29 protein-coding genes are annotated in these 26,845 nt (G+C 69.4%); 19 read left to right on the top strand and 10 right to left on the bottom strand.

The window, feature by feature from the left end; all coding sequences use genetic code 11:
• Positions 1-10: 10 nt before the first annotated feature.
• A complete protein-coding gene (locus tag F784_RS0102660; RefSeq protein ID WP_019585148.1) occupies positions 11-859 on the bottom strand; it encodes a metallophosphoesterase family protein in 849 nt (282 codons plus the stop codon).
• Positions 860-992: 133 nt separating this feature from the next.
• Between F784_RS0102660 and cysK the strand changes: the two genes are divergently transcribed.
• Entirely contained in the window at positions 993-1,967 is a 975-nt protein-coding gene (gene cysK / locus F784_RS0102665) for a cysteine synthase A (protein ID WP_019585149.1), read from the top strand.
• A gap of 162 nt (positions 1,968-2,129) precedes the next feature.
• On the opposite strand, the gene F784_RS0102670 is transcribed toward cysK, so the two are convergent.
• Complete coding sequence (locus tag F784_RS0102670) at positions 2,130-2,903, bottom strand: DUF937 domain-containing protein (RefSeq protein WP_019585150.1); 774 nt, start codon at positions 2,901-2,903, stop codon at positions 2,130-2,132.
• 215 nt (positions 2,904-3,118) lie between these two features.
• On the opposite strand from F784_RS0102670, the gene F784_RS0102675 reads away from it, so the two are divergent.
• From F784_RS0102675 to F784_RS0102705, 7 genes are all read left to right on the top strand, one after another.
• Positions 3,119-3,469: a hypothetical protein gene (locus tag F784_RS0102675; RefSeq protein WP_019585151.1), complete on the top strand. Its 351-nt coding sequence runs from the start codon at positions 3,119-3,121 to the stop codon at positions 3,467-3,469.
• 208 nt (positions 3,470-3,677) lie between these two features.
• The gene (locus F784_RS0102680; RefSeq protein ID WP_019585152.1) at positions 3,678-4,508 is read left to right on the top strand and encodes an ABC transporter permease; all 831 of its coding nucleotides are present in this window, start codon (positions 3,678-3,680) and stop codon (positions 4,506-4,508) included.
• A complete protein-coding gene (locus F784_RS0102685; protein WP_019585153.1) occupies positions 4,501-5,391 on the top strand; it encodes an ABC transporter permease in 891 nt (296 codons plus the stop codon). The genes F784_RS0102680 and F784_RS0102685 overlap by 8 nt, the downstream gene beginning before the upstream one ends.
• Positions 5,392-5,450: 59 nt before the next feature.
• A complete protein-coding gene (locus F784_RS0102690; protein WP_019585154.1) occupies positions 5,451-6,407 on the top strand; it encodes an ABC transporter ATP-binding protein in 957 nt (318 codons plus the stop codon).
• Positions 6,408-6,537: 130 nt separating this feature from the next.
• Positions 6,538-6,864, top strand: coding sequence for a hypothetical protein (locus F784_RS0102695; RefSeq protein ID WP_157464945.1), 327 nt, complete (start codon positions 6,538-6,540; stop codon positions 6,862-6,864).
• 16 nt (positions 6,865-6,880) lie between these two features.
• The gene (locus tag F784_RS0102700; protein WP_019585156.1) at positions 6,881-7,501 is read left to right on the top strand and encodes a DNA-3-methyladenine glycosylase; all 621 of its coding nucleotides are present in this window, start codon (positions 6,881-6,883) and stop codon (positions 7,499-7,501) included.
• A gap of 49 nt (positions 7,502-7,550) precedes the next feature.
• Positions 7,551-8,666 (top strand): DNA glycosylase AlkZ-like family protein, encoded by a 1,116-nt coding sequence (locus F784_RS0102705; protein WP_019585157.1) that lies wholly within the window; start codon positions 7,551-7,553, stop codon positions 8,664-8,666.
• Here F784_RS0102705 and F784_RS0102710 read toward each other — a convergent pair.
• Together F784_RS0102710 and F784_RS22195 are read right to left on the bottom strand one after the other, a co-directional pair.
• Positions 8,657-9,646, bottom strand: a complete 990-nt coding sequence (locus F784_RS0102710; RefSeq protein ID WP_245557746.1) for a phosphotransferase family protein — start codon at positions 9,644-9,646, stop codon at positions 8,657-8,659. The two genes, F784_RS0102705 and F784_RS0102710, sit on opposite strands and share 10 nt — an antisense overlap.
• The gene (locus F784_RS22195; protein WP_019585159.1) at positions 9,643-9,921 is read right to left on the bottom strand and encodes a hypothetical protein; all 279 of its coding nucleotides are present in this window, start codon (positions 9,919-9,921) and stop codon (positions 9,643-9,645) included. The genes F784_RS0102710 and F784_RS22195 overlap by 4 nt, the downstream gene beginning before the upstream one ends.
• A gap of 90 nt (positions 9,922-10,011) precedes the next feature.
• On the opposite strand from F784_RS22195, the gene glmM reads away from it, so the two are divergent.
• The 3 genes from glmM (at position 10,012) to F784_RS0102725 (ending at position 15,122) form a co-directional block, all read left to right on the top strand.
• Positions 10,012-11,343, top strand: coding sequence for a phosphoglucosamine mutase (glmM, locus tag F784_RS0102715; RefSeq protein WP_019585160.1), 1,332 nt, complete (start codon positions 10,012-10,014; stop codon positions 11,341-11,343).
• A gap of 316 nt (positions 11,344-11,659) precedes the next feature.
• Complete coding sequence (polA, locus tag F784_RS0102720; RefSeq protein WP_019585161.1) at positions 11,660-14,398, top strand: DNA polymerase I; 2,739 nt, start codon at positions 11,660-11,662, stop codon at positions 14,396-14,398.
• Between the two features lie 118 nt (positions 14,399-14,516).
• The gene (locus F784_RS0102725; protein WP_019585162.1) at positions 14,517-15,122 is read left to right on the top strand and encodes an HAD family hydrolase; all 606 of its coding nucleotides are present in this window, start codon (positions 14,517-14,519) and stop codon (positions 15,120-15,122) included.
• A gap of 56 nt (positions 15,123-15,178) precedes the next feature.
• Here F784_RS0102725 and F784_RS0102730 read toward each other — a convergent pair whose 3' ends face one another.
• Positions 15,179-15,931, bottom strand: a complete 753-nt coding sequence (locus F784_RS0102730) for a WD40 repeat domain-containing protein (protein WP_157464946.1) — start codon at positions 15,929-15,931, stop codon at positions 15,179-15,181.
• Between F784_RS0102730 and F784_RS25865 the strand changes: the two genes are divergently transcribed.
• Positions 15,915-16,139, top strand: a complete 225-nt coding sequence (locus F784_RS25865; protein WP_157464947.1) for a hypothetical protein — start codon at positions 15,915-15,917, stop codon at positions 16,137-16,139. The two genes, F784_RS0102730 and F784_RS25865, sit on opposite strands and share 17 nt — an antisense overlap.
• A gap of 31 nt (positions 16,140-16,170) precedes the next feature.
• Here the strand turns inward: F784_RS25865 and F784_RS0102735 are convergent, their stop codons facing one another.
• Positions 16,171-16,500 (bottom strand): cyclic-di-AMP receptor, encoded by a 330-nt coding sequence (locus F784_RS0102735; RefSeq protein ID WP_026332222.1) that lies wholly within the window; start codon positions 16,498-16,500, stop codon positions 16,171-16,173.
• 102 nt (positions 16,501-16,602) lie between these two features.
• On the bottom strand, positions 16,603-17,106 hold the full coding sequence (locus tag F784_RS0102740; RefSeq protein ID WP_019585164.1) for a transcription initiation factor IIE subunit alpha family protein: 504 nt from the start codon (positions 17,104-17,106) through the stop codon (positions 16,603-16,605).
• Between the two features lie 454 nt (positions 17,107-17,560).
• Between F784_RS0102740 and F784_RS0102745 the strand changes: the two genes are divergently transcribed.
• From F784_RS0102745 to F784_RS0102760, 4 genes are read left to right on the top strand one after another with little or no spacing between them, the layout of a single operon-like run.
• Positions 17,561-17,962, top strand: a complete 402-nt coding sequence (locus F784_RS0102745) for a hypothetical protein (protein WP_019585165.1) — start codon at positions 17,561-17,563, stop codon at positions 17,960-17,962.
• A gap of 58 nt (positions 17,963-18,020) precedes the next feature.
• Entirely contained in the window at positions 18,021-18,224 is a 204-nt protein-coding gene (locus F784_RS0102750) for a helix-turn-helix transcriptional regulator (RefSeq protein ID WP_019585166.1), read from the top strand.
• Between the two features lies 1 nt (position 18,225).
• A complete protein-coding gene (locus tag F784_RS0102755) occupies positions 18,226-18,963 on the top strand; it encodes an ABC transporter ATP-binding protein (RefSeq protein WP_019585167.1) in 738 nt (245 codons plus the stop codon).
• Positions 18,953-20,215, top strand: a complete 1,263-nt coding sequence (locus F784_RS0102760; protein WP_019585168.1) for an ABC transporter permease — start codon at positions 18,953-18,955, stop codon at positions 20,213-20,215. Before F784_RS0102755 ends, F784_RS0102760 begins: the two co-directional genes overlap by 11 nt.
• A 592-nt stretch (positions 20,216-20,807) precedes the next feature.
• On the opposite strand, the gene F784_RS0102765 is transcribed toward F784_RS0102760, so the two are convergent.
• A complete protein-coding gene (locus F784_RS0102765) occupies positions 20,808-22,541 on the bottom strand; it encodes a PRC-barrel domain-containing protein (RefSeq protein WP_019585169.1) in 1,734 nt (577 codons plus the stop codon).
• Positions 22,542-22,593: 52 nt separating this feature from the next.
• Positions 22,594-22,728 carry a hypothetical protein gene (locus tag F784_RS27480; protein ID WP_019585170.1) on the bottom strand — a complete coding sequence of 45 codons (135 nt, stop codon included), beginning with the start codon at positions 22,726-22,728 and terminating at the stop codon, positions 22,594-22,596.
• A 122-nt stretch (positions 22,729-22,850) separates the two neighbouring features.
• On the opposite strand from F784_RS27480, the gene F784_RS0102775 reads away from it, so the two are divergent.
• From F784_RS0102775 to F784_RS0102785, 3 genes are all read left to right on the top strand, one after another.
• Positions 22,851-23,615 carry a nucleoside/nucleotide kinase family protein gene (locus tag F784_RS0102775; protein ID WP_019585171.1) on the top strand — a complete coding sequence of 255 codons (765 nt, stop codon included), beginning with the start codon at positions 22,851-22,853 and terminating at the stop codon, positions 23,613-23,615.
• The gene (locus tag F784_RS0102780) at positions 23,612-24,700 is read left to right on the top strand and encodes an enolase C-terminal domain-like protein (RefSeq protein WP_019585172.1); all 1,089 of its coding nucleotides are present in this window, start codon (positions 23,612-23,614) and stop codon (positions 24,698-24,700) included. The genes F784_RS0102775 and F784_RS0102780 overlap by 4 nt, the downstream gene beginning before the upstream one ends.
• Before the next feature lie 76 nt (positions 24,701-24,776).
• Positions 24,777-25,055, top strand: coding sequence for a hypothetical protein (locus tag F784_RS0102785; RefSeq protein WP_026332224.1), 279 nt, complete (start codon positions 24,777-24,779; stop codon positions 25,053-25,055).
• 63 nt (positions 25,056-25,118) lie between these two features.
• On the opposite strand, the gene F784_RS0102790 is transcribed toward F784_RS0102785, so the two are convergent.
• Positions 25,119-26,762, bottom strand: a complete 1,644-nt coding sequence (locus F784_RS0102790) for a S8 family serine peptidase (protein ID WP_026332225.1) — start codon at positions 26,760-26,762, stop codon at positions 25,119-25,121.
• Positions 26,763-26,845 lie beyond the last annotated feature (83 nt).

The following is a 26,845-nucleotide window of genomic DNA, read 5'->3' on the forward strand; positions in this document are numbered from 1 at the left end:
GGCGGTTTTGCTATGGGGTCCGGGGGAGGAGGTGGTCGCGCTGGAAGGCGGCCCAGGTCCGTTCATCGCGGGGATACCCGTTCGCCTCCGTCCACATCCAGTAAGGGGTGTAGAGGCTGCGGGCCATCTCGACCTCGTCGCGGAAGATCTCGGCACTCAGGCCGGTTCGCAGCAGACCGCTCGTCTCGAAGCGGCGCAGGACGCCCGAGCGGTCGTAGGGCACGGCCCGGAATTCAGGCACCCAGCCGGACGGCGTGGCCGTGAGCAGCAGGTACTGGGCGCGGGGGTCACCGTTGGCCGGGGCGCCGACCGCGCCGGTATTCAGCACGAGCACACCCCCAAGTTCGGCCTGTGCGGGTCGGTGAATGTGCGAGCCGACCAGCACGCCCGCACTCCCTGCCAGCTCCGCCACCCGCTCCGGGTCGGTCCGCTCGCTCAGGCTCTCGCGGTAATGCGCCGGGGTGCCGTGGGCGACGAGGACCCCGGGCAGCCCCGCCTCCCCCAACCTGAGGGTTATCGGCCAGTTCTGGGGCACGTGCAGCAGCCCCGCCCGGTCGAGTTGCGCCGCGCTCCAGTCGGTCGCGCCCCAGAAGGGGTCGGTGAACCAGTCGCCGGGCAAGGTGTCCGAGCGGGTGTGCCACAGGTGCAGCAGGTCGTCGTGGTTGCCCAGGGTGAAGGTCACGTCCTCCCGGTCGAGCAGGAGCGACAACGCCTCCACCGAATCCGGCCCCCGGTTCACCACGTCGCCGTTCACGACGATGCGGTCCACACCCTGCCGGTCGATGTCGGCCAGTACCGCCCGCAGGGCATCGGCGTTTCCGTGGATGTCGGCGATCAGGGCGACGCGCACGCGGGGCATTCTAGGGGAGTGGTCCGCCTTCAGCGGTCAGCAATCAGGAAGCGCCCTCTCACCTTTCCACGCCTTCATCTGTCAGGCGCCGAAGGTAAGGCCCGGGCTGACGGCTGAAAGCTGATCACTCTATGCTTCCCCCATGATCGACGCGCTGGTAGGAAACACGCCCCTTGTGCAGCTCGGGCGGGTGGTCGAGCCCGGGATGGCGGACGTGTTCGTGAAACTGGAGGGCCTGAACCCGGGCGGCAGCATCAAGGACCGCACCGCGCTGGGCCTGGTCGAGGACGCCGAGCGGCGGGGGGTGCTCAAGCCGGGCGGCACCATCGTGGAGCCCACCAGCGGGAACACCGGGATCGGGCTGGCGCAGGTCGCCGCGGCCCGCGGGTACAAACTCATCCTGTGCATGCCCGCCCAGATGAGTGAGGAACGCAAGCGCACCCTGACCGCCTACGGCGCCGAACTCGTCCTCACCGACCCCGAGCGCCGGATGCTCGCCGCCATCGAGGAGGCCGAGCGCATCGAGCGCGAGCAGGGCGCCGTGCTCCTGGGTCAGTTCACCAACCCGGCCAACCCTGCCACCCACGAGCGCACGACCGGGCCGGAACTGTGGGGGCAGATGGAGGGGCGCATCGACGCCTTCGTGTACGGCACGGGCACGGGCGGCACGATCAGCGGGGTGGGCCGCTTCCTGAAACGGCAGGACCCGGCGGTGCGCGTCGTGGCGGTGGAACCCGCCCGCAGCAATGTGCTCAGCGGCGGCGAGCGCGGCGAACACGGCTTCCAGGGGATGGGGCCGGGCTTTATCCCCGAGAACCTCGACCGGAGCGTGATCGACGAGGTGATCACCGCCTGGGAGGAGGACGCCTACCCCCTCGCCCGGAGGCTCGCGCGCGAGGAAGGCGTCTTCGTGGGTATGAGCAGCGGCGCGATGGTGTGGGCCGCCCTGGAGGTCGCGCGGCGTCTAGGTCCGGGAAAGCGCGTGGCAACCATCGCCTGCGACACGGGCGCACGTTACCTGACGACCAGCCTCTTCAACGACGCGAAGACGGGGACACCGCCCGGCTACAAGCCCTACTCGCGGGAGAAGCTGGAGGTCGAGCCGAGCGCGGGCTGAGGGCCACGGTGAGGAGTTGTGGGTGAGGAAACGGTCATCGCCTGTGTCTCCCTTCTCCCCCTGCGGGAGAGGGTGAAACTGCCCCCAGGGACGACTTTTTTACAGCAAGGCGGGCCACCTCATGTCAGGTGGCCCGCCTCCCTGGCTGTCCTGGGGCTGCCGCTAGCGCCGCCGTCCCCCGAACATTCCGATCAGGTCGTCAAGAGCATTGCCGTCCCCGTCGCGGTCGAGGGCATTGTTCAGGGTGCCGATCATGCCGCCCAGGTTCCCGGTCTGACCGCTGCCCATCTGCCCTGTTCCGGCGTGGCCCGGCTGGCCGAGCGGGTCCTGGCTGTAGCCGGGAATGACAGGGCCACCGCCCAGCACGCCGCCCTGAGCGGGCTGCCCGTACTCGGGCTGCTGAAACTGCCCCTGACCACCGCCCAGCATTCCGCCGAGGCTGCCGCCCATGCCGCCCCCCAGCAGGCCCCCTAGGATGCTGCCGATGTCGATGCCACCCATCCCTCCGGCCTGCCCACCGTAGCCGCCCGCCTGGCCCTGACGCCGTCGGCTGAGATAGGCCAGGACGAGCGGCGCGGCCATCGAGAGAAGCTGCATGGCGAGCTGCGGGTCGATGCCTGCGCGGCGACTCACCGCATTCGCGGCGGCCTGCTGCTGGCCCCCGAAGACGTGCCCGAGAATCTGCTGGCCCTGGTAGGGATCGGGCGCCTGTCCCTGCCCGAACAGGTCCAGGGCGCCGCCGTCGTGCTGATCGAGCGCCCCGGCGAGGGACTGTGCCCCCTGGGGGTCCTGCGCGTTGCGCGTCATCGCGCCCAGCAGGAGAGGCACGGCGGCCTCCAGCGCCGCCTCGGTCTGCCCGGGCGAGGTGCCGAGCCGCTGCCCGATGGTCTGCTGCGCCTGGCCCATCCCGCCGAGCATGTTGAAGATGTCCATCATGGTGAGGTTCCTCCCTGGGGTCGAGATGCTGTGGTGAACCTCGGACAGCCTAGTCCCGTCCCCGTACCCGGAAAACTGAGGAGCGTTGAGGGTTTCCTGACCTCCAGTGGTGCGCCAGACGTGGCGGTGCGGGCGCCGGAGCCTGCGAGCGTTCAGCGCCCAGCCAGATGTCCAGTCTTCCCCCTGAGGTCGGACCCGGGCGTACAGTGGTGACTATGAGACAACTCGCGGCGCTGGGCCTTGTGATGCTCCTGACTGCCTGCGGCTCCTCCTCACCCTCTTCCGAGGCCTGGGTCATCGAGTACGGCGGAACGGCCGGGATCAGGGTTTCGGGCAGCTACACTGTCACGCCGCCGTCTGGAACGGCCGATACCCAGCCGGTGTCGGGCACACTCCCGCAGAGCTTCAAGTTCGGGGCCCCGGCGGGCACCGCCGTCAGCGCCACCGGGACGATCACCAGCGCCGGAACCCTGATCGTCAGGCTCTATCAGGATGGCGCGGTGTGCAGCGAGGACAGCATTACCAACACGGGCACGGAGGCCCAGATCACTGTCTCGTGTAGCTGATCCGGCGCGCGGGCTGCGGGTCGCCTCGCCTCCCCTCCGCCATCCGGCGCATGTCCTCCCGCCCCCTGGCCCTTACCCTGTGAACTTCCGGTTCGGCACGGTTTGGCCTGGGGAAAGGGAGGCACCTTGAATGCGGCACTTCTGAGACGTGCGGGCGGCCCGAGTCTGCGGCCCTACCTGTCGGCGGCCCGGCTGAAAGGGAGGCACCTTGAATGCGGCACTTCTGAGACGTGCGGGCGGCCCGAGTCTGCGGCCCTACCTGTCGGCGGCCCGGCTGAGTTTTCGGCGGCAGTTCGCCTACCCGGCGGCGACTTTCTGGGGCCTCTCGACCAACCTGTTTTTCGGGGCGCTGCGGGTGGCCGTGCTGCTCGCCCTCTTTGGCACCCGGCCGCAGGTGGCCGGATACACCCCCGCCGACGCGATCACGTACACCGGGTTGACCCAGGCTTTCCTGAGTGCGTTCAGCCTCTTCGGCTGGTACGAGCTGATGCGGACCGTCCACCGGGGCGAGGTCGCCACCGAACTGCTGCGCCCGCACAGCTTCCTGGGCTTCTGGCTGGCGCAGGACGCGGGGCGGGCGGCGGCGCAATTCTTGCTGCGCGGCGTGACGATTCTGGCGCTGTACGCCGTGTTCTTCGGCCTGAAACTTCCGGTGGGCGTGGAAGGCTGGACGTTGACGCTGCTGAGCGCGGTTCTCGCCTGGGCCTGCGGCTTCGCCTTCCGCTTCCTGGTGAACTGCGCGGCCTTCTGGTCGCCGGACGCGGTGGGCATCGGCCGCTTCGCCTGGGCACTGATGGGCCTCGCCTGCGGGTTCCTGATGCCGCTCGCCTTTTTCCCGGGATGGTTCAGGACGCTCCTCGCCTGGACGCCCTTTCCCAGCATGATGAACAGCACCGTGGAAGTCTGGCTGGGACACGCCAGGGGCTGGGAGGCCCTGGGGGTGCTGGTCGTGCAGGCCATGTGGACGGCGGCGCTGCTGGGACTGGCCCAGCTCGTGCTCGCCCGGGGACTCAGGAGGCTGGAGGTGGCGGGTGGGTAGGCAGGATGACGGCCTCACGTCGCCCCCTCACCCCAACCCTCTCCCACCAGGGGAGAGGGAGAAAAAGGCCTCCGCCCTGTGGCTGCTCGGCCTGTATCTCCGGTTGCTGGGCGCACAGGTTCGCTCGCAACTCGTGTACCGCATGGCCTTCGCGCTCGACGCCCTGGCAGCAGCGCTCATTACCGGGGCGGAGTTCGCGGCCTTCGCCCTGGTGTTGCCGCGCTTCGAGTCGCTGGGCGGGTGGACGCTGGGCGAGGTCGCGCTGCTCTACGGCCTGGCGGAACTCGCCTTCGTGTTGATGGACCTCGTCTTCGGGGGGTTTGACGCGCCCAACCTCAGCGCGCATGTCCGCACGGGCAGCTTCAGCACCTTCCTGCTGCGCCCGGCGCCGCTGCCCGTGCAGGTCTTCGGCTCGGACTTCGCGCTGCGGCGGCTGACGCGGGTGGTCCTCGCGGCGGGGATCGTGGCGTACGGCGTCTCGCGGGTGAACGTCGCCTGGGATGTGGGGGACGTGCTGCTGCTCGCGGGCAGCGTCCTGGGCATGATCGCCTTTTTCGGCGGCCTCTTCGTGGTGGGCGGCACCCTCACCTTCTGGACGGTGGAGAGCGTGGAGGCGATGAACGTGCTGACCTACGGGGGCCGCTCCCTGATCTCCTACCCGCTGAACATCTATCAGACGTGGCTGCGCCGCACCTTCACGTACCTGATCCCCGCCGCCTTCCTGAGCTACTTCCCGGTGCTGCAAGTGCTGGGCCGTCCCCTGCCCGACGGCCTGCCGGGCTGGGCCGCCCTCCTCTCCCCCATCGTCGGTCCCCTCATCCTCGCCGCCGCCTTCGCGTTCTGGCGGGTGGGCGTGCGGCGGTATCACGGGACGGGGTCATAGGTCGCGGAAGCGTCCCCTTCTTTTTCCACCCTCCACAACCCCCCGCAAGGAGCCTCCCCATGATCGAAGTCGAGTCCCTCTGCAAATCCTTCCAGACCCGTTCCGGTGGCCTGCTGCGGGGCAAGCGGCAAACGGTGGAGGCCGTGCAGAACGTGAGTTTCCGCATCGCGCCGGGCGAGGTGGTGGGCTACCTGGGGCCGAACGGCGCGGGGAAAAGCACGACGATCAAGGTGCTGACCGGCCTGCTGGTTCCCACCTCGGGACGGGTGGAGGTGGGCGGGCTGGTGCCGTGGCGGGACCGGCGGCGGCATGTGGCCCGGCTGGGCGCCGTGTTCGGGCAGCGGACGACCCTGTGGTGGGACCTGCCGGTGCGCGACTCGCTCGACCTGCTGCGTGACGTGTACCGCGTTCCACCCGGGCGTTTCCGCGAGAACTTGCGGGCCTTCAGCGAACTGCTCGACCTGGGGCCTTTTCTGGGCACACCCGCCCGCTCCCTCTCGCTGGGCCAGCGGATGCGGGCGGACCTGGCGGCGGCGCTACTGCATGGCCCGGACCTCCTCTTTCTGGACGAGCCGACCGTGGGCCTGGACGTGGTGGCGAAGGAACGCATCCGCGAATTTGTCGCCCACGTGAATGCCGAGCGGGGCGTGACAGTGCTGCTGACCACCCACGACCTGACCGATGTCGAGCGGCTGGCGCGGCGGGTCATGATCATCGACCACGGCTCGCTGCTGTACGACGGGAACCTAGCCGAGTTGCAATCCCGCTTCGGGAGCGCCCGCGAACTCGTGGTGGACTTCGAGGCCCCGCCCGCCGACCCCCGGGTGCCCGGCCTGCACCTGCTGCGCGCCGAGGGTCCCCGCGCCACCTACGCCTTCACGGGCGCGGCGGCCCGCCCCATCGCCCTGGCGACCGCCCATGCCCCCGTGCGCGACGTGACGGTGCGGGAACCAGACATTGAGGCGACGATCCGGCGGATTTACGAGGGAAACCTGCTGGCGGGCAACGTAAGCTGAGGCCATGCGGGAAGACCACGGTCCGGGCCAGGAGCCCACCCAGGAGGAAGAGACTTGGCGACCTCCACCACCCAATATCAGTGCGCCGGTCCTCTTCCTGGTTTTCCTGACGGCCTCGACCCTGTTCAGCATGGCTGCCCTGCTCCTGGCACCAGGCCGGGCTGCCCTGAAGATCGCCCTCCTCGCCCTGACTTTCGCGCCGCTCCTGTACGGCTTCTGGGCAGCGATCAGGGCGCGCGGACAGGGGGCGGTTATTCCACCCGGGCTGTACGTGGCCATTGTGGGGGTGCCCGTCTCGCAGGGCCTCACCCAACTGATCCTCAAACTGAGCGAGGGCCGTCCCCTGAATGCCCTCGACCTGGCCTTCCTCGTCCTGCTGGCCGCCGGGCTGATCGGCCTGCTCGTGTTCCGGCTGGTACACGGACCCCGGAGGGGGAAGAGTTCCCGTTCCCCTTAAGCGTTAGCCTCGTCCCGTGACCGCTCCCCTCCCTCCCGCTTTTTTCAACCGGGACCCGGTGCGCGTCGCCCGGGAAGTTCTCGGCGCCACCCTCGTCCGCGTCCTGCCTGACGGCGAGGTGCTGTCGGGCCGGGTGGTGGAGGTTGAGGCATACGACTGTCGGCGAGATCCGGCCTGCGCGGCGGGACGCTTTCACGCCGCCCGCACGATGGACATGGCGATCTTACCCGGGCACTGGCTCTTCTGGACCGCCCACAGCCACCCCCTCCTGCAAGTCTCCTGCCGCGAGGAGGGCGTGGCCGCCAGCATGCTCATCCGCGCGCTGGAGCCCCTGACCGGCATCGGCACCATGCTCACCTACCGCCCCGTCACCCGTGAGCGCGACCTGACGAACGGCCCGGCCAAACTGGTCTACGCCCTGGGGCTGAATCCAGCCGAGATTGCCGGGGCGCGGGTGGATAGCCCGGGTCTCCATCTCCTGCCGCCCGCCGCCCCTCTGCCCGATGACATGGTGACGGTGACGGCGCGAATCGGCATCCAGGCGGGGCGGAATCTGCCGTGGCGCTTCCTGATGAAGGGGAACGCCTGGGTGTCGCCGGGTGTGCCGAGCATGGAATTGCTGGATTCCAGGAGCTAAAGACGGAGGCCGGGCCACCACCTTCCAACCAGAACGCTACCCTCCCCCCATGCCCGACACGCCCCTCACCCCCGCCGCCCTGCGGGCCTTCGCCTTCCGCACGCTGGAGCGGCAGCCCTCCCTCCAGGCCGCCCTGAACGCCCAGGGCTTCGTGCAGGCCGACCCCATCCGCGCCCCCGCACGCGCCCAGGACCTCACCCTCTTCCAGCGCGTGCGGGGTTACCGGGCGGGCGATCTGGAGCGCCTCTACCCCGGGCTCGATGCCGAGGAGGACATGCTGCCCAATTACGGCTTCGTGACGCGGCCGGTGCAGGCCCTCCTCCACCCGCGCGAGCCCGGCGAGTCGCGCGCCGAGCGGGAACACCAGGGGCTGCTCGCCGAGGTGCGGGCCGTCGTGGAGGAGCGGGGCGAGGTGCACCCCCGCGACGTGGCCGGGGCGGTGGGCCGGGGCCGGGTGGTGAACGCCTGGGGCGGGCAGTCGGCGGCGACCACCCGGATTCTGGACGCGATGCACCGCCGGGGCGAGGTGCGGGTCACGCGGCGGGTGGGGGGCGTGCGGCTCTACGGCCCGGCCCCACATCTGGCGGCCCTGCGGGAGGCGCCCCTCCCCGAGGCCGAGCGGGTGCGCAGGGCCGTTCACCTGCTCGCCGCCCTCTACGGCCCGCTGCCGGAGGCCAGCCTGGGCTACCTCGTCTCGCTCTCGCACTACGGCCTGCCCCACCTGCGGGGCGAGATGCGCGCCGCCTTCCGAACGGCCGTCCGCGAGGAACTGACGGGCGCGGGGGTGGACGGCCTGCGCTACGTCTGGCCCGCCGAGTGGAACGTGGATGAGGTGAGGGCGCCGCGCGGCGTGCGGATCGTCGGCCCCTTCGACCCTCTGGTGTGGGACCGCCGCCGGTTCGAGCACCTGCACGGGTGGACGTACCGCTTCGAGGCGTACACGCCCCCGGCCAAGCGGCAATTCGGCTACTACGCGCTGCCCCTCTTTCAGGCCGAGCGCGCGGTGGGCTGGGCGAACCTGAAGGTGGAGGGGGGCGAACTCCGCAGCGAGGTGGGGTTTATTCCGGGCGTGCGCGAGACGGCGGCCCTCCGGAAAGGAGTGGAGGCCGAGCTGGAGCGGTATCGGGCGTTTCTGGGATTGGAGAGTGAGGGCCGTCAGGGCTGAGCGAGCCACGCCTCCGTCACCCGCCGCAGCGCGTCCCGCACGCCACTGCTCCCCTCCCGCCGGGCCTGCCGCGCGGTGGTCAGCACATTGAGCGCCAGCCCGGCACATTCCTCAGCAGTGAGTTGGGCAGAGGTGAGCGGGTGGCCGTGGGCGATAAGTTCGGCTCTGTACGCCTCCCGCAAGCCAGGGCCGAGACGGGCACGGTCGGCCGCCTCCAGACGTATGTGGAGCAGATGGGCCAGGTCCTCCCCGAGCGGTGCCCCGTGCGCCTGCCCGTAGTCGATCAGGATGGGCGGGCCGCCGCCGACCGGCCACAGCACCTGCCCGGCATGAATGTCGCCGTGGGTGAGAGTCACGCCGCAAGTGGACTTCAGCAATGCGGGAAGAGCTTGTGCCGCCTCCCCCACCACCCTCACCTCATCGGGCGTCCAGTCGGGGGCAGGCGCGGCGGCGACGCGCGCGGCACGGCGGACGGTCCGTTCCGGGTCCCAGGCCCACTCGCCCTTCAGCTCGGGCCGGTTCAACCAGAAGGCGTGGTGACGGGCGAGCAGGCGCACGATTTCGCACAGGGCCGCCTCCCGCTCGGCGTCCGTCCTGAACGCGCCCCAGCCGGTCGTCCCGTCCGTCAGGTCACGGGTGAGCAGATGGGCACGGAGACGGGCGGGGTCGAGGGCCAGATGCAGGAGCGGCGCGTGCGGCACGGGGGAAAGCGGCGCGAGGTCGCGCAGGTAGGCTCCCTCCCGCCCTATCCGCGCGAACGCCCGCTCGTCCCGCCACCCCGCCGGGAGGTACTTCAGGAAGAGGGGACCGTGCGGGGTCGCGTACCGCGCGAAGGCGGCCCCCTCCCCCATCCACGCCTCAACGCGGCGGTGGGGGCCGGGAAAGGCGGCCTGCAATTCACGCGGCCAGCGGCGGGACAAAACGGCGGGACCACGCCCGGCGAGTGCGTCCCGCACGTCCGCCAGCAGGCTCAAGGTCAAGCGATGAGCGAGAGGAGCCCGGCGACTGAGCCGCCCGCGAGCGCCGCGCCGACCAGGAACACCCCCAGGCAACCCAACCCGCGCCGACGGGCGACCTGGCGGTAATGCCCACCCCGCCCGTAGTGCCCCCGGTGGCCGCTGCTGTGGCTGCCTCCCAGCACGCCGCCGAGGAGCCCGCCCCGGTGCCCGCTGCTGTGGCTGTGGCCGCGGTAACCGAATCCGCGCCGACCGTGGCTGTGACTGAACGAGAAGGAACCACCAGAAAATCCGCTCATGCTTCCGGGTACGCGGGGCGGCTGGCCGGAGTTCCCGGCGTCCCGTTTCCGCCGCGGCCATCACACGAGCCCGGGTATGATGACCCAGTTATGAGCGAACGGAAGTATTTCGGGACGGACGGCGTCCGGGCGGTCGCGGGCGAGTTCCCCCTCACCGCCGCGTGGGTGATGGGCCTGGGCGCGGCGGCGGGCGAGGTCCTGAAACGGGAGAGTGCGCGTCCCAGCGTGGTGATCGGCAAGGACACCCGCCACAGCGGCGACATGCTGGAGGCCGCCCTCGCCGCGGGCCTGACGAGCCGGGGCGTCACGGTCATTCACGTGGGCGTGCTGCCCACCCCAGGCGTCAGCTACCTCACCCGGCACCTGGGCGCCGACGCGGGCGTGGTGATCTCCGCCTCGCACAACCCCTATCAGGACAACGGCATCAAGTTCTTCGGCCGCGACGGCCAGAAGCTCAGCGACGAGACGGAACACGAGATCGAGACCGCTATCGACGAGGTGCCGAACTTCGCCCCCGTCACGGGCGTGGACTTGGGGTCCGTCACGAACTACACCGAGGCCGAGCGGCTGTACGTGGGCTTCCTGCGCTCGCACGCGCCCGACCTGACCGGGCTGCGGGTGGCGATGGACTGCGCGAACGGCGCCGCCTACCGGGTCGGCCCGCGGGTCTTCCAGGCGGCGGGGGCGGACGTGTTCGCCGTCTACACCACGCCCGACGGCCACAACATCAACCGGGGCTGCGGCTCCACCCATCTCGACCACCTCCAGCGCATCGTGCGCGAGGGGGACTACGACCTGGGCGTGGCCTTCGACGGCGACGCTGACCGCGCCCTCTTCGTGGACTCGCGCGGGAACGTGGTGCAGGGCGACCACATGCTGCTGCTGGGCGCCCGCGCCCGGGGGGAGCGCGCGGTGGTGACGACCATCATGGCGAACATGGCGCTGGAGGTGAAGCTGCGCGAGGCAGGGATAGGGCTGGAGCGCACTGCCGTCGGCGACCGCTACGTCCACGAGCGGCTGCACGAGCAGGGCCTCACGCTGGGCGGCGAGCAGAGCGGCCATATCCTCTTCCTCGACCAAAGCCCCACCGGGGACGGCGTGCTGACCGCCCTGCTGACCCTCGCCGCGATGAGGAAGGTGGGCACCACGCTGGACGCCCTGCACGACGAACTCGTGATGTTCCCGCAGACACTGGTGAACGTCCGCGTGGCCGACAAGAAGGCCATCTCCCGCGACGACGTGGTACAGGCCGCCGTGCAGCAGGCCGAGGCGCGGCTGAACGGTCGTGGCCGCGTGAACCTCCGTCCCAGCGGCACCGAGAACCTGATCCGCGTCATGGTCGAGGGCCCCGACGAGGCCGAAATCCACGAGGTCGCGCGGACGCTGGCCGGAGTGGTGGAGGAGCGGGGGCGGGCGGGCTGAGGAGGTACGAGGGCTCAATTTAATAGAGCGTCCCGAACAACAAAACCCCTCCCCCTTGACTCGCAGGGCTGCTTGCAAAGGGGGGAGGCCGGGAGGGGGTGAGCGGGCACGACCTGCGGCGCGGCCAGGAGATGAGGCCAAGCATCTTGCGGCAGCTTGAGGTGGTCACACGCCCCCTCACCCCGGCCCTCTCCCGCGAAGGGGGAGGGAGAAAAACGCCGCCGCTTCTCCAGGCTCGTCGCATAGCTGCCCGAACCACACAAAGCCCAAGATGCGGCGAACGGCGCCCCATTACGTCCACAGTAGAATGCCTCCCATGACTGCCCCCTCTCCCGACACGCTGGTGCTGATCGACGGGCACGCGCTGGCGTTCCGCTCGTATTTCGCGCTGCCGCCGCTCAGCAACAGCAAGGGGGAACCCACGCATGCAATCCTGGGTTTCCTGCGCCACACGCTGCGGCTGGCGCGGCAGGCGTCGAACCAGGTCATCGTGGTGTTCGACCCGCCGGGGGGGACCTTTCGGCACGAGCAGTACGACGGCTACAAGTCGGGCCGGGCGCAGACGCCCAGTGATCTCCCCGCGCAGATCAACCGCATCCGCGACATCGTGGACGTGTTGGGTTGGCCCCGGCTGGAGGAGCCCGGCTACGAGGCCGACGACGTGATCGGCACCGTCACCAAGATGGCCGAGGGCAAGGGCTTTCAGGTCCGCATCGTGACGAGCGACCGCGATTCCTACCAGCTTCTCGACGACCACGTGCGGGTCATCAGCAATGACTTCTCCCTGATCGGCCCCGACGAGGTGCAGGAGAAGTACGGCGTGACCGTGCGGCAGTGGGTGGATTACCGCGCGCTGACGGGCGACGCCAGCGACAACATCCCCGGCGCCAAGGGCATCGGGCCGAAGACGGCGGCCAAGCTGCTCCAGCAGTACGGGACGCTGGACACCGTGCTGGAGGCGGCGCGGTCGGGCACGCTGGAACCCAAGGGCACCCGCGAGAAGCTCCTCGCCTCAGAGGCGGACGTGCTGTTCAGCCGCGACCTCTCGCGCATGGTGACCGACCTGCCGCTGAAGGTGGAACTGGGCGCTCAACGTGGCGCGGGTGACCCGGCCCGGCTGGAGGCCCTGCTTGATGAACTCGAACTCGCCTCGCTCAAGAAGGAGGTGCTGGGGCTGGGGAAAGGGGCACCCACGCCCGCCGAGGAGGGCACGCCCACGTCCTCCTCCGCATCCTTCCAGGCGCCGCCCATCGCGGAGTGGCGCATGCCGGGCGAGGGGGTCACCTGGGGCTACGTCCTGTCGCGCGAGGACGACCTGACCGCCGACCTGATCGCGGCGGCGACCTTTGACGGGCAGGTGGCCCGGGTGGCGCCGGTCGAGCAGCGAGCGGGGATTGAGGCGGAGGCGGAAGGAGTCCTGATCGCCGCCGCCCCCGACAGCCCGCTGTTCACAGACCTGACGGACGAGCCCCCGAAAAAGCTCACCAAGGCCGAGCAGAAAGCCGCCGAAAAGGCCGCGAAGGCGCAACAGAAGGAGGCCGAGCGCCGCGCCGCGAAGTTCCCCCCCGTGGTCAACGAGGCGGAGTTCATCGGGCAGCGGACGCTGACGGCGGCGGGCGCCAAGGCGCTGGCCGCCCACCTCAGCGTGCGGGGCACGGTGGTCGAGCCGGGGGACGATCCGCTCCTCATCGCCTACCTGCTGGACCCGGCGAACACGAACATGCCGACGACCGCTCAGCGGTATCTGAACCTCACCTGGCCGGACGACGCCGCCACCCGCGCTGCGATCACATACCGGCTGCTGCGCGACCTCCCACCCCAGCTCGACGAGCCGCGCCGCAAGCTGTACGAGGACGTGGAAATACCGCTCTCGGCGGTGCTGGCACGCATGGAGGTGCGTGGCGTGCGGCTCGACAGCGACTACATCCGCGGTCTCTCGGAGGCGATGGCGGGCCGCATCGCCACTCTGGAGACCGAGATTCACCGCCTGGCGGGCCGCGAGTTCCCCATCCGCAGCCGCGACCAGCTTGAGACCGTGCTGTATGACGAACTCGGCCTGGCGACTGGCAAGAAGACGAAGCTGACAGGCAAGCGCAGCACCGCCGTCTCGGCCCTCGAACCGCTGCGCGACGAGCATCCCATCATCCCCGCGATCCTGGAATACCGTGAGCTGGAGAAGCTGCGGGGCACGTACCTCGACCCCCTGCCCAACCTCGTCAATCCGCGCACCGGGCGGCTGCACACCACCTTCAACCAGACGACGGCCGCCACGGGGCGCCTGAGCAGCCTCAACCCCAACCTCCAGAACATCCCCATCCGCTCGGAAACGGGCCGCGAGATTCGCAAGGGCTTCATCGCCGACGAGGGCTACTGCCTGATCAGCGCCGACTACTCGCAGATCGAGCTGCGGCTGCTGGCGCATATTGCCGACGACCCCCTGATGCGGCAGGCCTTCCAAGAGGGCGTGGACATTCACCGCCGCACCGCCGCGCAGGTCCTCGGGTTGAATGAGGCGACGATCACCCCCAACCAGCGCCGCGCGGCCAAGACGGTCAACTTCGGCGTGCTGTACGGGATGAGCACCCACCGCCTCAGCAACGACCTGAGCATCTCGTACGTCGAGGCGGCGGGCTTTATCGACACCTACTTCAGCACCTATCCCGGCATCCGGCGCTATATCGAGCGCACCCTGGACTTCGGGCGCGAGCATGGCTACGTCGAGACGCTGTATGGCCGCCGCCGCTACGTGCCCGAGCTGAAGGCGCAAAACCGCACCCTGCGCGAGGCGGGCGAGCGGCTGGCGTACAACATGCCGATTCAGGGCACCGCCGCCGACATCATCAAGGTGGCGATGGTGCGGCTGGACCGGGAACTGGAGGCGCGGGGCGCTCGCCTGCTCCTGCAAGTCCACGACGAACTGCTCATCGAGGCGCCGGAGGACCGGGCGGAGGACATCGCCAGCTTCACCCGAGAGGTGATGGAAGGCGCGGCGCAGCTCAGCGTGCCCCTGGCGGTCGAGGTCGGGGTCGGGCCGAACTGGTACGACACGAAGTAGCAAAACGTCGTCAGGCTGAGTAGCGCGAAGGGTTCCGGGGAGGGGTACCCTTCGCGTTGCTCAAGGGGACCCGTCTTCCTCCCGGGGAACACTCCATCCCACCGCAGTACCCTCGGGCATGTCGATTCGGGCGGTGTTCTGGGATATCGGCGGCGTGCTCCTCACGAACGGCTGGGACCGCGAGCAGCGGGCGGACGTGGTAGCGCGCTTCGGGCTGGACGCGCAGGACTTCGGCGAGCGGCACAAGCTGGCCGTGCCCGAACTCGAACGGGGCCGCATGAGCCTCTCCGAGTACCTGGAGCAGACGATCTTCCACGCCCCTCGGGACTTCACGCCGGGCGACTTCCGCGCGGCGATGGAGGCCGAGAGCCAGCCGCACGCGGGGACGCTGGCCCTCGCACGCGAGTTGGGTGGGCGCCACCGGATGTACGCCCTGAACAACGAGAGCCGCGACCTGAACGAGTACCGCGTCCGCACCTACGGGCTGGGCACCTTCCTGCTGGGCTTTTTCACCTCCTGCTACCTGGGTGTGATGAAGCCCAACCCGGCGATGTACCGTCTGGGCCTGAGCCTCGCCCACGTCCAGCCCGAAGAGGCCCTGATGGTGGACGACCGCGCGCAGAACGTCGAGGCCGCCCGCTCGGTGGGGATGCACGCCGTGCATTACCACCACGGGAACGCCGCGCGCCTCCGGGAGGAACTGGCAGCGCTGGGAGTGGAGTAGGGGTCAGGAGAGGGGAACGCCCTGAAGTTCATCCAGATGGGTGGAGTTGTTCAAAATCAATGTCCTTCCATCGGGCGCAAGGATGGGGCGGACTCCCGGGTGTCGAAGGTCTTCAGGAGCCCGCCGCCCGGCACATCGTAGAGGCCCGTCGTGTCGCCACGCCGCTTGCTGGAGTGGGTGAGCAATTGCTCCCCGTCCGCCCGGAAGCTGGCCGCGTCGACGTCCCGCGCGCAGGTCCTGAAAGGAACGCCGGGCTCGCGGGGCTCGGTGAAGGTGGCGAGCCTCCGCACCACCTGCCCGCTCTGCGGGTCCACCCAGCCGACCGTATACCGGGGCATGGGCACCAGCAGGGTGCCGTCGGGCGCGAAGAGAAGGGGGCGGAGCGCCGATTTGAGTCCCTGGCTCGTCCGGACTTTCTCGCCCGCCTTGGTGTCCCAGAGGGTCACGCTGCCCTCCGGCGCCCCGGTCTCGTTCACGGCGAGGACCGGCCGAGTGGGGTGGAACGTCAGGCTGCGGGGTTGCGAACGCCACCCCAGAGTGGCCCGCCGCCGACCCATCGCCACGTCCCACAGTTGCACGTAGCCATAGACGTTCATGGCGGCCCGGGTGCGGCCGTCGGGGCTGAAGGTGAGGGACTGGGTGCCGCGCAGACCTGACAGCCTGGCCGTCCACCGCCGCTCCGGAGTGCGAACGGTGAAGGCGTCGCCCGCCCGGTTAAGCCACGCGAGGGTCTGGAGGTCGGGTGCGGGAGTCAGCGAGCCCGAGTCGTCTCCACTCCCCGGAACGAGGGAGATGATCGCCCCCGTCACGGAATTGCGGCGTTGGAGTTCGGGCGCCACCCGTCGGGCGGGAGAGGGGCTGGGTGACAACCTCGCCCCGGTCGCTGAAGCCCCGGAAGACCACGTCCTTCAACGTCTACGCGGGTTGAACGGGGACAGCTCTGGAACCTGTGGCGAGACCCAGGACCAGCAGCGCGGCGAGCGGGAGGATGCGGGGCATGCCCTAGACCAGGCGTGAGACCGCCTGACGTGACGTTCAGCCCCGGGGCTCAGACCTTTACAAATTCCTGCACGCCCAGCACGAACATCACCGCGCCCCCCACCGCGACCTCCACCGGGTCGTTCGCCATGCCCTCGCCCTGCTCGCCCATCGGGACGCTGGGGGTCACCAGGCGGGTGCGGGTGCGGCAGGTCTGCTGGACGTGGCGCTTGAGGTCACCCAGGCGCTCGTCGGGCACGCCGATCATCAGAGTGGTGTTGCCCTCGCGCAGAAAGCCGCCCGTGCTCGCCAGCTTGGTGACCTCGAAGGCGTTTTCCGACAGCACGCGCACCAGGGCGGCGGCGTCGGCATCCTGAATCACGGCGAGAACCAGCTTCATGAAGCGCAGCATAACAGAGGGGGAGTCAGGGGCGAATTGACGGCCGAGCCAGGCATGGAAAAAGGCCTCCGCGGTGGGAGGCCCGGGTGAAGGCGGGAGAGGTTACGCGACCTGCTTCTTCTTGCCGCTCGTGACGGGTACCTGCTCCTGGCCGAGCGCCTGCGTTTCCTTGAGGCGGAAGATCACCAGGCTGCCGACAAAGGTGCAGGTGATCATGCCGTGCGCGTTCAGCAGCGACAGGGCCTTCATCACGTCCTCGCGGGTCATGCGGAGCTGCTCGCTCATGTAGAGAGCGCTGTCGGCACGGCCCTCCAGGTAGTCGCGCACCCGCTTGGCGTCCTCGGTGAGGGGCGTGGCAGGCACATCGGCCAGACCGGGGTCGGCGAGGCCATACACGGCGCGGGTGCCGGTGCCGGGCAGGCGGCGCACCCGGCCCTGGTCGAGCAGGCTGGCGAGCGCGGCGCGCAGGTGCGAGAGGGCCAGACCAGTCGTCTTGGCGAGTTCGGTTTCGACCCATTCGGGCTTGCTTTCGAGCGCCTTGAGGACGAGCTTCTCGTTGGCGCGGCGCGTTTCTTGGAGGTCTTCGAGGGTGGGGGGGTTGAACATGCGCTATCCTCCGGAAAACCAGAGCGGGTCTGGGCCGCCCCGGTGTGAACGTGAACTCGGTTCAAGTGCGCGTGAGAGCGCAACTTTCCTATTGTGACAGGTTCCCATGCGCTTTGCATGAGCAGGGGGACAACAGGTCGAACGCGGGCGAACCGGCGGGCGGGAGGCAGGCAAAGGGCAGCCCCATGCCCAAAAGGTGGCCTATGGTAAGCGGTGCGGCAGAAGGGGACCGTAAACCAAACTGCCTTTAGAACGCTTGCCAAACGGTCGATGTGCATTTCGCCGGTGGGATGAGCCACCCTAACTGAAACCTTGGGGAACGGGGGGCAGCAGTCAAGCTCCCTTGACACCACGCGGCGGCACTTCTACACTCCTTGTCAAGGAGGCTTGACATGAGAGGCTCGGGAAGCTTTTGGGAGAGTTGTCGGTCCTGCCCCACCCGGAGAGGAGTCGCGTGAGGCCCGCGGGCGGCACACGGGATGAGCGGGTCGCGCGAATCGCGCTGCGTCTGGGGGTGGGGGGCAGCCTGCTGAGCCTGGCGGGTGCCATGACCCTGGCACTCGGGCAGCGGTTCGGCTCCGATTTCTGGCGGGGCGTGGGTACGGGGGTGCTGGTCACCCTGCCCCTCTTTTTCGGGGTCGTGGCGATCAAAGTGGTGCGGGGCATGGACGAGTATGGACGGCAACTGCATCAGCGCGCGGCGAGCGTCGCCTTTCTGGTCGTCATGATCCTCGCCGGGAGCCTGATCGCCCTGGAGGCCGCCCTGGGCCTTCACGTCCCCGCCTGGGCGCTGTACGTGGTGGGAATGCTGATCTGGGGTCTGAGCGCGGCGGTGATCGCCAGGCGGGGGGCATGAGAGGCGGGGGGGACGTTTTCCCTTCTGACCGCGTACTCGCCTTGTCGGGACGGGCGGGATGAACAACCGCATCCGGGCGCTGCGGGCAGAGCGCGGCTGGACGCAGGCCGACCTCGCCGCTCAGCTCGACGTGAGCCGCCAGACGGTGAACGCCCTGGAAACCGGCAAGTACGACCCCAGCCTGCCCCTGGCGTTCCGCATCGCTCGGCTGTTCGGGCAGACCATTGAGGAGATTTTCGACGACGGGGAAGGGAAAGGATAACGTGCTCGATATTCGAAACCTGAGTAAGACCTACGGCAAACACGCCGCGCTGCGGGACGTGACCCTGAGTGCCCAGGGAGGCGAGGTGTTCGGCCTGCTGGGACCCAACGGCGCGGGGAAGACCACCCTGCTGCGGATTCTCGCCACGCTGCTTCAGCCCACGGCGGGCACGGCGGCCGTGGCGGGCCACGATGTCACGCGCGAGCCCGAGGCGGTGCGGCGGATCATCGGCGTGGTGAACGGCGGCATGGGTCTCCCGGCGCGGCTGACCGGGCGGGAGGTGCTGCGGTCCTTCGCGGGCTTCTACGGGCTGACGCGGGAGCAGGCGGACACGCGCATCGCGGAACTCGACGCCGCGCTCGACCTGGGGCGCACGCTGGACACCCGCGCGGGCGAATACTCCACCGGCATGAAGCAGAAGGTGGTGATCGCCCGCGCCGTCATCCACGACCCCAAGGTCCTCATCCTGGACGAGGCGGCGAGCGGGCTGGACATCTTCGCGCGGCGTACCCTGCTCGACTTCGTGGCGGCGGCGCGGCGCCCGGGGAGGCTCACTCTCTACTCCACCCACGTCATGAGCGAGGCCGAGGAGGTCTGCGACCGGGTGGCGATCTTGCACGAGGGGGCGCTGGTGACAGTGGGCACCATCCCCGACATCCTGGTGCGGACGGGGGAGCGGAATCTGGAGCGGGCCTTTTTCGCCCTCGTGCGCGGCGAGGAGGCCCGGCGTGCGGTCTGAGGGGCTCCGCTGGGGCTACGTCTGGCGGGTGGCCTCGCGTGACCTGCTCTCCACCCTGCGCGACCGCCGCACGATCACCAGCACCATCCTGATCCCGCTGCTGCTGATCCCGCTGTTTACGTTAGGGCTGCCGCTGCTGCTGGGGCGCTTTATCGGCGGGCAGGCGCAGGAACGGCAGAAGGTGGGCGTGGTGGGCACCCTGCCGGAGTCGCTGCGCGCGGCGCTCACCCGGGACGAGAAGGCACCGGGGGGGGCGGTCACGCGGGCCGGGGTGGACCTCGTGCCCGTGACCGACCCCCGCGCCGCCGTGCAGTCCGGGGAGGTGGAGGCCGCCCTGCGTGCCCCCACACCACTTCCCGGCCGGGCAGGCGATGGCACGGGCAGGCTGGAGGTGTACGCCAAGCTGGGCAACCTGCGGGCCCAGACGGGCGCCTTCGCCAAGATTGAGTCCACGGTCGAGGCGTACAACCGGCAACTCGCGGTGGAGCGCCTGGGCACCCTGGGCCTGAACGCCCAGACCCTGACGCCGGTCACCCTCTCCCCCATCGACGCCAGCCCCGAGCAGGAACGGCGCAGCGGGCAACTCGCCTTCCTGATTCCTCTCCTGATGCTGAACTTCATCCTCACGGGCGCGATGGCGACCGCCCTCGACGCCACCGCGGGTGAGAAGGAACGCGGCACCCTGGAAAGCCTGCTGGTCTCCCCCGTGCGCCGCTCGGAGGTCGTGGCCGGGAAACTCCTCGCCACCACGGTGACCGCCCTCACGACGGCCTGCTTCAGCGTGCTGGGCTTCCTGCTGAGCGGGCTGGTCGCGCGGGCAGCGGTGGCTCAGGGCGAAACACCCGCCGAGGTGGCCCAGGCGTTCGGCGGACAGCTCTCCCTGACGCCGGGAGGTGCCCTCGCACTGCTCGCCACGGTGATCAGCGCCGCCCTCCTGATCAGCGCGGTCCTGATCGCCCTGAGCATCTACGCCCGCTCGTACAAGGAGGCGCAGACCTATGTCACGCCGCTGAGCCTCCTGATCGTCTTTCCCGCCGTGCTGCTGCAATTCAGCGACTTCCTGACCCTGAGCACAGGCATCTACGCCATCCCCCTCTTCGGCAGCATGGTCGCCATCCTCGACACGGTGCGCGGGAACCTGACCGCCGGGCACGCCCTGACCGCCGTCGGGGCCAACCTGCTTGGGGCGCTGCTCGTGGGCCTGCTTGCCCGGCGGTCCTTCGGGCGGGAGGAGGTGATTTTCAGGAATTAGCGTCGTGGCGTGCTGGGAAGAGTCTTGATTTGAAGAGGGGGTAAGTCCCCTCTTCTTTGGTGCGGCGACAGGACCAGATTTAAAGGGCAGCCTCTGGCAGTCACCCCCTCCCAGCCTCCCCCGCAAGGGGGGAGGAGGAACAGCGCTCAAGCTTTCGCGCTTTAAAAACCGTCTCCTGTGGATGCCCGATTGCCCAGAGTGAGCAGAGTTCGCACGGCCTTCACCCCGCCTTGCTCGCGCAGCGAGCCGGTGGGCTAGCGGCTTGGAACACAGCAAGATCAAACCTTCCGCGTAAAGGAAGACGGCCACAGGCGCAGCGGGCGAGCCCCTTGCCGAGCGCAGCGGAGGGCTCCCCCTCCACCCAGAGGAGAGGCTCGTGAGCAAGCCTGGCGTCAACGCGCGGGCTGCCCCGCGCGGCGGAGGCGTCGCCCCACCGGGGGTAGGGGGGCTGGGGGCAAACCGTATCAAGATGCCCTGCCCCTCATGCCATCTTTAACCCCAGCCCACCCCAACGGTCTTCCCCGCAACACCCACTTGAACAGCCAAGGCGGGCCCTCCATCTTCGGAAGGCCCGCCCCGCCGTGTGCCGCCCTCAGCCCTGCCGGGTGGGGTTGTTGGGATCGGTGATGATTCGGCCGGAAGGCGCCTGCTCGGCCCCGGGGCTGAGGTCCCCCTGCCCCTCCAGCGCCGCGCTCCCGGTCTCGTGCGGGCGGACGGAGAGGGGATCGATGGTGACCTCCTCCTTGCTCACGCTGTCAAGCAGGATGTCGAGCACGTCGCCCGCGCGGGCGGCATCGACGGCCTTGTGGGTGATGATCTCGCCGACGTTCAGGATGATGGTGTCGTCGGGCGCGAGGATCACGCGGGTGACGGGGCGGCCCAGCGCGTCACGGATACGCTTTTCCTCCATCTGCTCCTGGCGCTCCTCCAGGGCCTGCCCGGCCTCGTCGCGCTTGTCGCCCAGCCAGGCCTTGGCGCGCTCCAGCAGGTTGCTCGCCCCTTCGCTGACGCTGGCGACGCCGCCGGAGAGGGCCGCACCCGCGCCCGCCGTGGGGGAAGCCCCGCCCACGGTGGCGGCGATCAGCGCCCCCTCCAGGCCCAGTTGCCGCGCCCGCTCGGCGATGGCCGGGGTGACGATCTGGCCCTGGGCGGCGACCAGACCGCCCGTGGGCGCACGCACATCCGTCCGCACCCGGCGGCCGATGGTGGATTCCACGGTCAGGGGAGCGGGTTGCGTCGACTGGGCGGGCTGAAGGCGCTCGCGCAGGCCCTGCACTCCCTCCTGAATCGCTCCGCCACCTGCCGCGGTAACCAGGGCGGGCAGCACCCCGGCCTCCTGGGCGCGCTCGGCCTGGAACTCGGTGATCACGCTTCCCCGGTGGACGATGACCTCCTGCACGCCGTCCGCGAGGTTGGCGGTCACGTCGTTCGAGGCGGTCTTACCCACCACGAACTGTTTCTGTTGCTCGGCGCTCGCGCTGCGGATACTGTCCACGCCGCTCTGCACCCGGTCCTTGACGTTGCCGTAGGTCTCGGACAGCGCCCCACCCGTCACGCTCGTCAGCAGGGCCGTGAGCTTGCCTGCCTGGTCGGCCCGCTCGGTCTGCTCGGCGGTGATGGTCTCGCCCTGGCGGACAAGGACGGTGCCGTCGTCGAGGGTCAGGTCGCTCCCTGCCGTCTTGCCGACGAGGAATTCCTTCTGGCGCTCCTTGCTGGCCTCCGCGATGTTGCCGTAGGTCTGCTTGACGTTCTCGGCGGCGGTCTGGTACGCGCTGCTGAGGCTCTCGCCCGCGCTGCTCAGGGCCCCCTTCAGGCCGCCCGGCTCCTGCTCCTGCATCGCCGCCGCCACCGAGATGGGCACGATGGCCGCGTCGTGGCCGATCTGCACGTGCTCGGGCGCGGGCACGAAGGTCCGGCCGCTGGAGAGGTCGCTGAAAATCCCGCCGGTCGCCTCGTAGCCCTCCACGCGGCCAGTGTGCTCGTCGAAGAACACGTCGGCAATCTTGCCCAGGTTCTGACCGTCGGTCGTGAGCAGGGTCATCCCGCTCAGGCTGACGTTCGATTCCAGCACCTCGGCCAGCCGCCCGTCCTCACGGGTGGAGGTTACGGACTCGGCGCTGTCCACCATGATGGCGTCCTCACCGATGGACCGGATCGCCCCGAAGGGCACGACCTTGGCCGCGCGGAACCAGCCCCCCTCGTCCACGAGCAGGCCCATCACCTCGTTGGCCTGGTGGTCGAATACCACGTCGCGCGTCGTCTCTATCTTCTCCCCGCTGTCGATGGCGATGATGGGGCGGCCCAGCAATTCCTTGGCTTTGATCATGGGGTACTCCGTTCTGGAAAGGGTTCTCGAACCGCCCTGTGTCCGCGAAGGCTCAGAAGCCGAGATTCAAGATTCCCTGCGGTTTGAGGTACAGGAAATAGGCGAGCAAAAACAGCACCACCAGAATCACGATGATCCACAGGACGGTTCTCGCGCCGCCCCCGCCACCACCTTGCAGTCGAGCCATCAGTCAGTCCTCCATTTCTGAGTCTAGGAACCCTTCGGGCAAGTGTGAGGTTTTCCCCCTCACCCCGGGTTGACTGAACCTTGCGGCGACCTTAAGGCTGCCCCGCGCCCTACACTCCGGGCGTGACCCGCTCCCGCCACCTGCATTCCGGCCCTCCACGCGGCCCCCGGGAAGCCCCCCTGGGCGAGGTGCCGCTCACCGTCCTCGTTGGCGTGACCGGCGTGGGCAAGAGCACGGCGCTGGCCGCCCTGCAAGGGGCCGACCCCGCCGCCCGGGTGCTGCCTGACCGCCGCCAGATCACGGACGACGTGATGATCCTGCCGCTGGCTGGAAAGCCCGTTGCCGACCGCGCCGAGCGTTTCGCGCTGACGGCCCGCTACCGCCAGCTTCACCCCGGCGGGATGGCCCACGCGGTGGGGACGTTGACGGCCGACCTCGACCACTGGGGCGAGCACCCGATCTTCGACGGGCTGCGCGGCCTGGAGGAGGTGGAGTACGCCGCGACCACCTTCCCCGCCTGGCGCTTCGTGGCCCTGAACGCCCCCGACGGGGTGCGCGTGCGCCGCCTGCTGGGCCGGGCGGATGCCTTCGACCAGATAGAGGGAGGAGACAGCTCAGACCTGCGGGCGGAGCTGGGCCGCCTCCCCGGCGTGGGGGAGGTGTTCACTCCGGCCGAACTGGATGCCCTGGCGGCCCTGGAAGTGGAGGGGTACTCACCGGCCGACGTGCTGGCAAAGACGGCCATCGTGGTCACCGAACGCCAGCACTACGACCCGGATGCGGCGAGCGCCCTTCTGCGGACGCTGCCGTTCGGGCGCGCCCTGGTGCTCGACACGGTGGCGCTGGGTCCCGAGCGGGTGGCCGTCGCCATCCGGGAGTGGGCGTGAGCACGCCTACTGTCGCCCGGGTGGAGGCGCTTCCCTTCCGCCTGCCGCTGCGGGGCACCCTGGCCTGGGGCGCCCACAGCACGCTTAGCGCCGCCGAACACGTCCTCGTGCGGGTGACATTGGACGACGGCACCGTCGGGGTCGCGGAGGCCACCCCCCGGCCCACGATCTACGGCGAGACGCCGGACAGTGTGGTTGCCATTCTGCGCTGGCTCGAACCCGCGCTCGTCGGCCTGCCCATCACCGACGAGGCGGGGCTGAACCGGGTGCGGAACAGCGTGGCGAACAACCACACCGCGCGGGGGGCGCTCGACATGGCCCTGTGGGACGCGCGGGCGCGGGCGCAGGGGCTCACCCTCTGGGACACGTTGCTGGGGCCGAACACGCGCGTGCGCGTCAGTTTCATCCTGGGAATCGACACCCCGGCCGCAATGCTCGCCGAGGCTGAGCGGGTCGTGGAGGCGGGCGTCCGCTGCCTGAAGGTGAAGGTGGGGCGCGACCACACCCGCGACCTCGCGGTGATCCGCGACCTGCGGAACACCTTTGGGGACGAGGTTCAGCTCTACGCCGACAGCAACGAGACGCTCACGCCTGACCTGGCCCCCGCGGCCCTCGCCGCCATGCGGGAAGCCGGGCTGACCTACGTGGAGGAACCCCTTCCCGTCCGGGAGTTGAAGTCGAGGGCCGCCCTGCACGCCCGGGGCCTCCTGCCTATCGTCGCGGACGACTCCTGCTTCACGCCCGCCGACCTGGCACGGGAACTGAGTTTTGGCACCTTCGACATCCTGAACGTGAAGACTGCCCGCAACGGCTTCACGGACGGTCTGGCGATGCTCCGTGCCGCCGCCGCACACGGCAAGTGTGGCATGGTCGGCTCGCAGGCGAGCACGGGCCTGGGCACCCTGCACGCCGCGCTGCTGTCCACCCAGGTCGAGGTCACTGAACCCTGCGAACTCAGCTTCGTGCTCAAGTTGGGGGACGATCTGCTCGACCAGCCCATCACCTTTCGGGACGGCTGGCTGGACGTGTCCTCACTGCGGGATCATGTCGTCAATCCACACAAACTGGAGCGCCACCTTGTGTAAGGATCGTGTCAGAAAAACCTGTGCCTGAGCCGGGAACAGCACATTTGCCCCGCTCGAATTTCCGTAAAAATGAGATATGAGCCAAGAAATGCTCAATGCGCTTGCCCTCCCCCTCCTCTTCAGCATGCTTGGCGGCAGCTACGCCTACCTGCGTTTTCCTGAGCGCCGCTCCAAGGTGCTGCTCACGCTGATCCTGTTCCAGCTTGTCGGCGCATACGGCCACGCCACGCAGCCGGGCATGGCGCTGTTTAGCCTGCTCGTGCTTCACGGCTCGGTGGTCTTTGCCCTGCTGCTGCACAGCCTGCGAACGCCCCGCATGGAACTCGCGCCCGAACGCACCGATAGGCAAAAGTAAGGCGCTCTCACAGCAGAAGGCGGGGGGACAGAAGCGACCTGTCCCCCCGCCTTTCCCTTCGCTTCAACGTGTGGCGGCGCGCACGGCGGCTTCGGCGTCAAGGAGGGGGAGACCTTCCTCTGGGAAGTTCGGGCTCTGGAGGCGGCGCACGCTCTCCAGCAGACGCTTACGTGTCTCGGCCGCACTGAGGCCGGGGTTTGCTGCGCGCATCAGGGCGGCGACGCCGCTGACCAGGGGAGTGGCCTCGCTGGTGCCCGCGGTGAGCTGATAGCCCCCGCCAGCATTGAGGGCCAGCAGCGCTGTTGCTCCCGTAGTTCCCCCGCCGGGTGCCACGATATTCAGCGGACGCGGGAAGTTCGCATTTGGCCGGGCACTGTAAGACGCCAGTTCATTGTCCTTCGTCCCGACCGCCCCGACCGCGATCACGTTCGGATTGCTGGCGGGGTAATACACCCCCTCGTTCGGCGTGTTGCCCGCTGCAGCCACCAGAACGGCGCTCTGGGCCGCACGGTTCAATGCCTCGTCCAAAGCCGGGTCACTGGGGTCTTTGGCAGGATCAGCCGAGCGCGGAGCGCCAAGGCTCATGTTGATGACCTTCGCCCCCTGCTTGACGGCGTAATCCAGCCCCTGCGCCAGCGCCGCCGTCGAGATGTCCCCGGTGTTGAACACCTTCACCGGCAGGACGTTCCTGCCGCTCCACGTCACGCCCGCTAGGCCGATCTGGTTGTTCGTCGCCGCGCCCAGCAGCCCCGCGACGCCCGTGCCGTGCCCCGTCTCGTCGGTGGTCGTCGTCCCGCTCGCGGCGAAGGTGGCCCCAGGGAGGAGCCTCCCCTGCAGGTCCGGGTGCCCACTGTCCACCCCGCTGTCGAGCACCGCCGTCAGCGCTCCGACCGGCGTCTTGCCGCAAGCTGCCAGGAAGTTCCAGGCCCCGTCCGCGTGGATGCGCGGCAGGTAATCCTGAACACGCGTCGTGTTATCGCTACCGACCTTGACTCCCCCATTGCCCGGATAGCCCGGGTCGTTCGGCAGGGCGAGCGGCTGGTAGATGAAGTTGGGCTGCACCCGCAACCCCGCGGCCGTGAGCCGCCCCGCGAATGCCCGGTCGGTCTCGCCCGCCGGGGTAAAGGCCAGCCTCAGGTCCTGGGTGACCGATTGCGTCCTCACGGTGGAGAGAGCGTTCAGGGCCTGGGCGGAGATACCTCCTCCCGCGTCCGTCACCAGCACCTGCCCCGGCACGTGGGGGGCGGACCAGTTGGGGGGGCGCACACTCGTCTGGATCACGCTTGCCGCCTGCACCGTCCCCGGCAGGCTTTGCCCGCCCACCGACTGCGAACAGATCGGCGAGATGCCGACGTTCACGGTCACTTCCGGTGAGGTCGCGCTGTTGCCCGCGGCATCGGTGGCGACGGCCGTGTAGCTCCGCGTGCCGTTGTCGGCTGACGTCACACGGTCGGTGGCGGTGTAGGGCGCCTCCGCGTCGCTGCCGACCAGAGTCGAGCCCCGGTAGAAGTCCACCTGCGTCACGCCGACGTTGTCGCTGGCCGTTGCGGTCAGGCTGATGTTTCCAGCGGCAGTGACGTTGGTCGGGCTTGCCGTGAGCGCCACGCTGGGCGGGGTCGTGTCGCCAATCACTGTTCCCCCGTCCGGTCCACAGGCAGCCAGAGTGAGGGCGAGCGTCAGCAGTGGCAAGGCCAAGCGGCAGGTCATGCCCCAGCTTAAAGGAGGGAACTGAAGGGGGTCTGAAGATTCACGGGAACTCCGGCTCACTCAGCGGGGAAGGAGGGGCAGAG

Source organism: Deinococcus apachensis DSM 19763 (assembly GCF_000381345.1).
GTDB lineage: Bacteria > Deinococcota > Deinococci > Deinococcales > Deinococcaceae > Deinococcus > Deinococcus apachensis.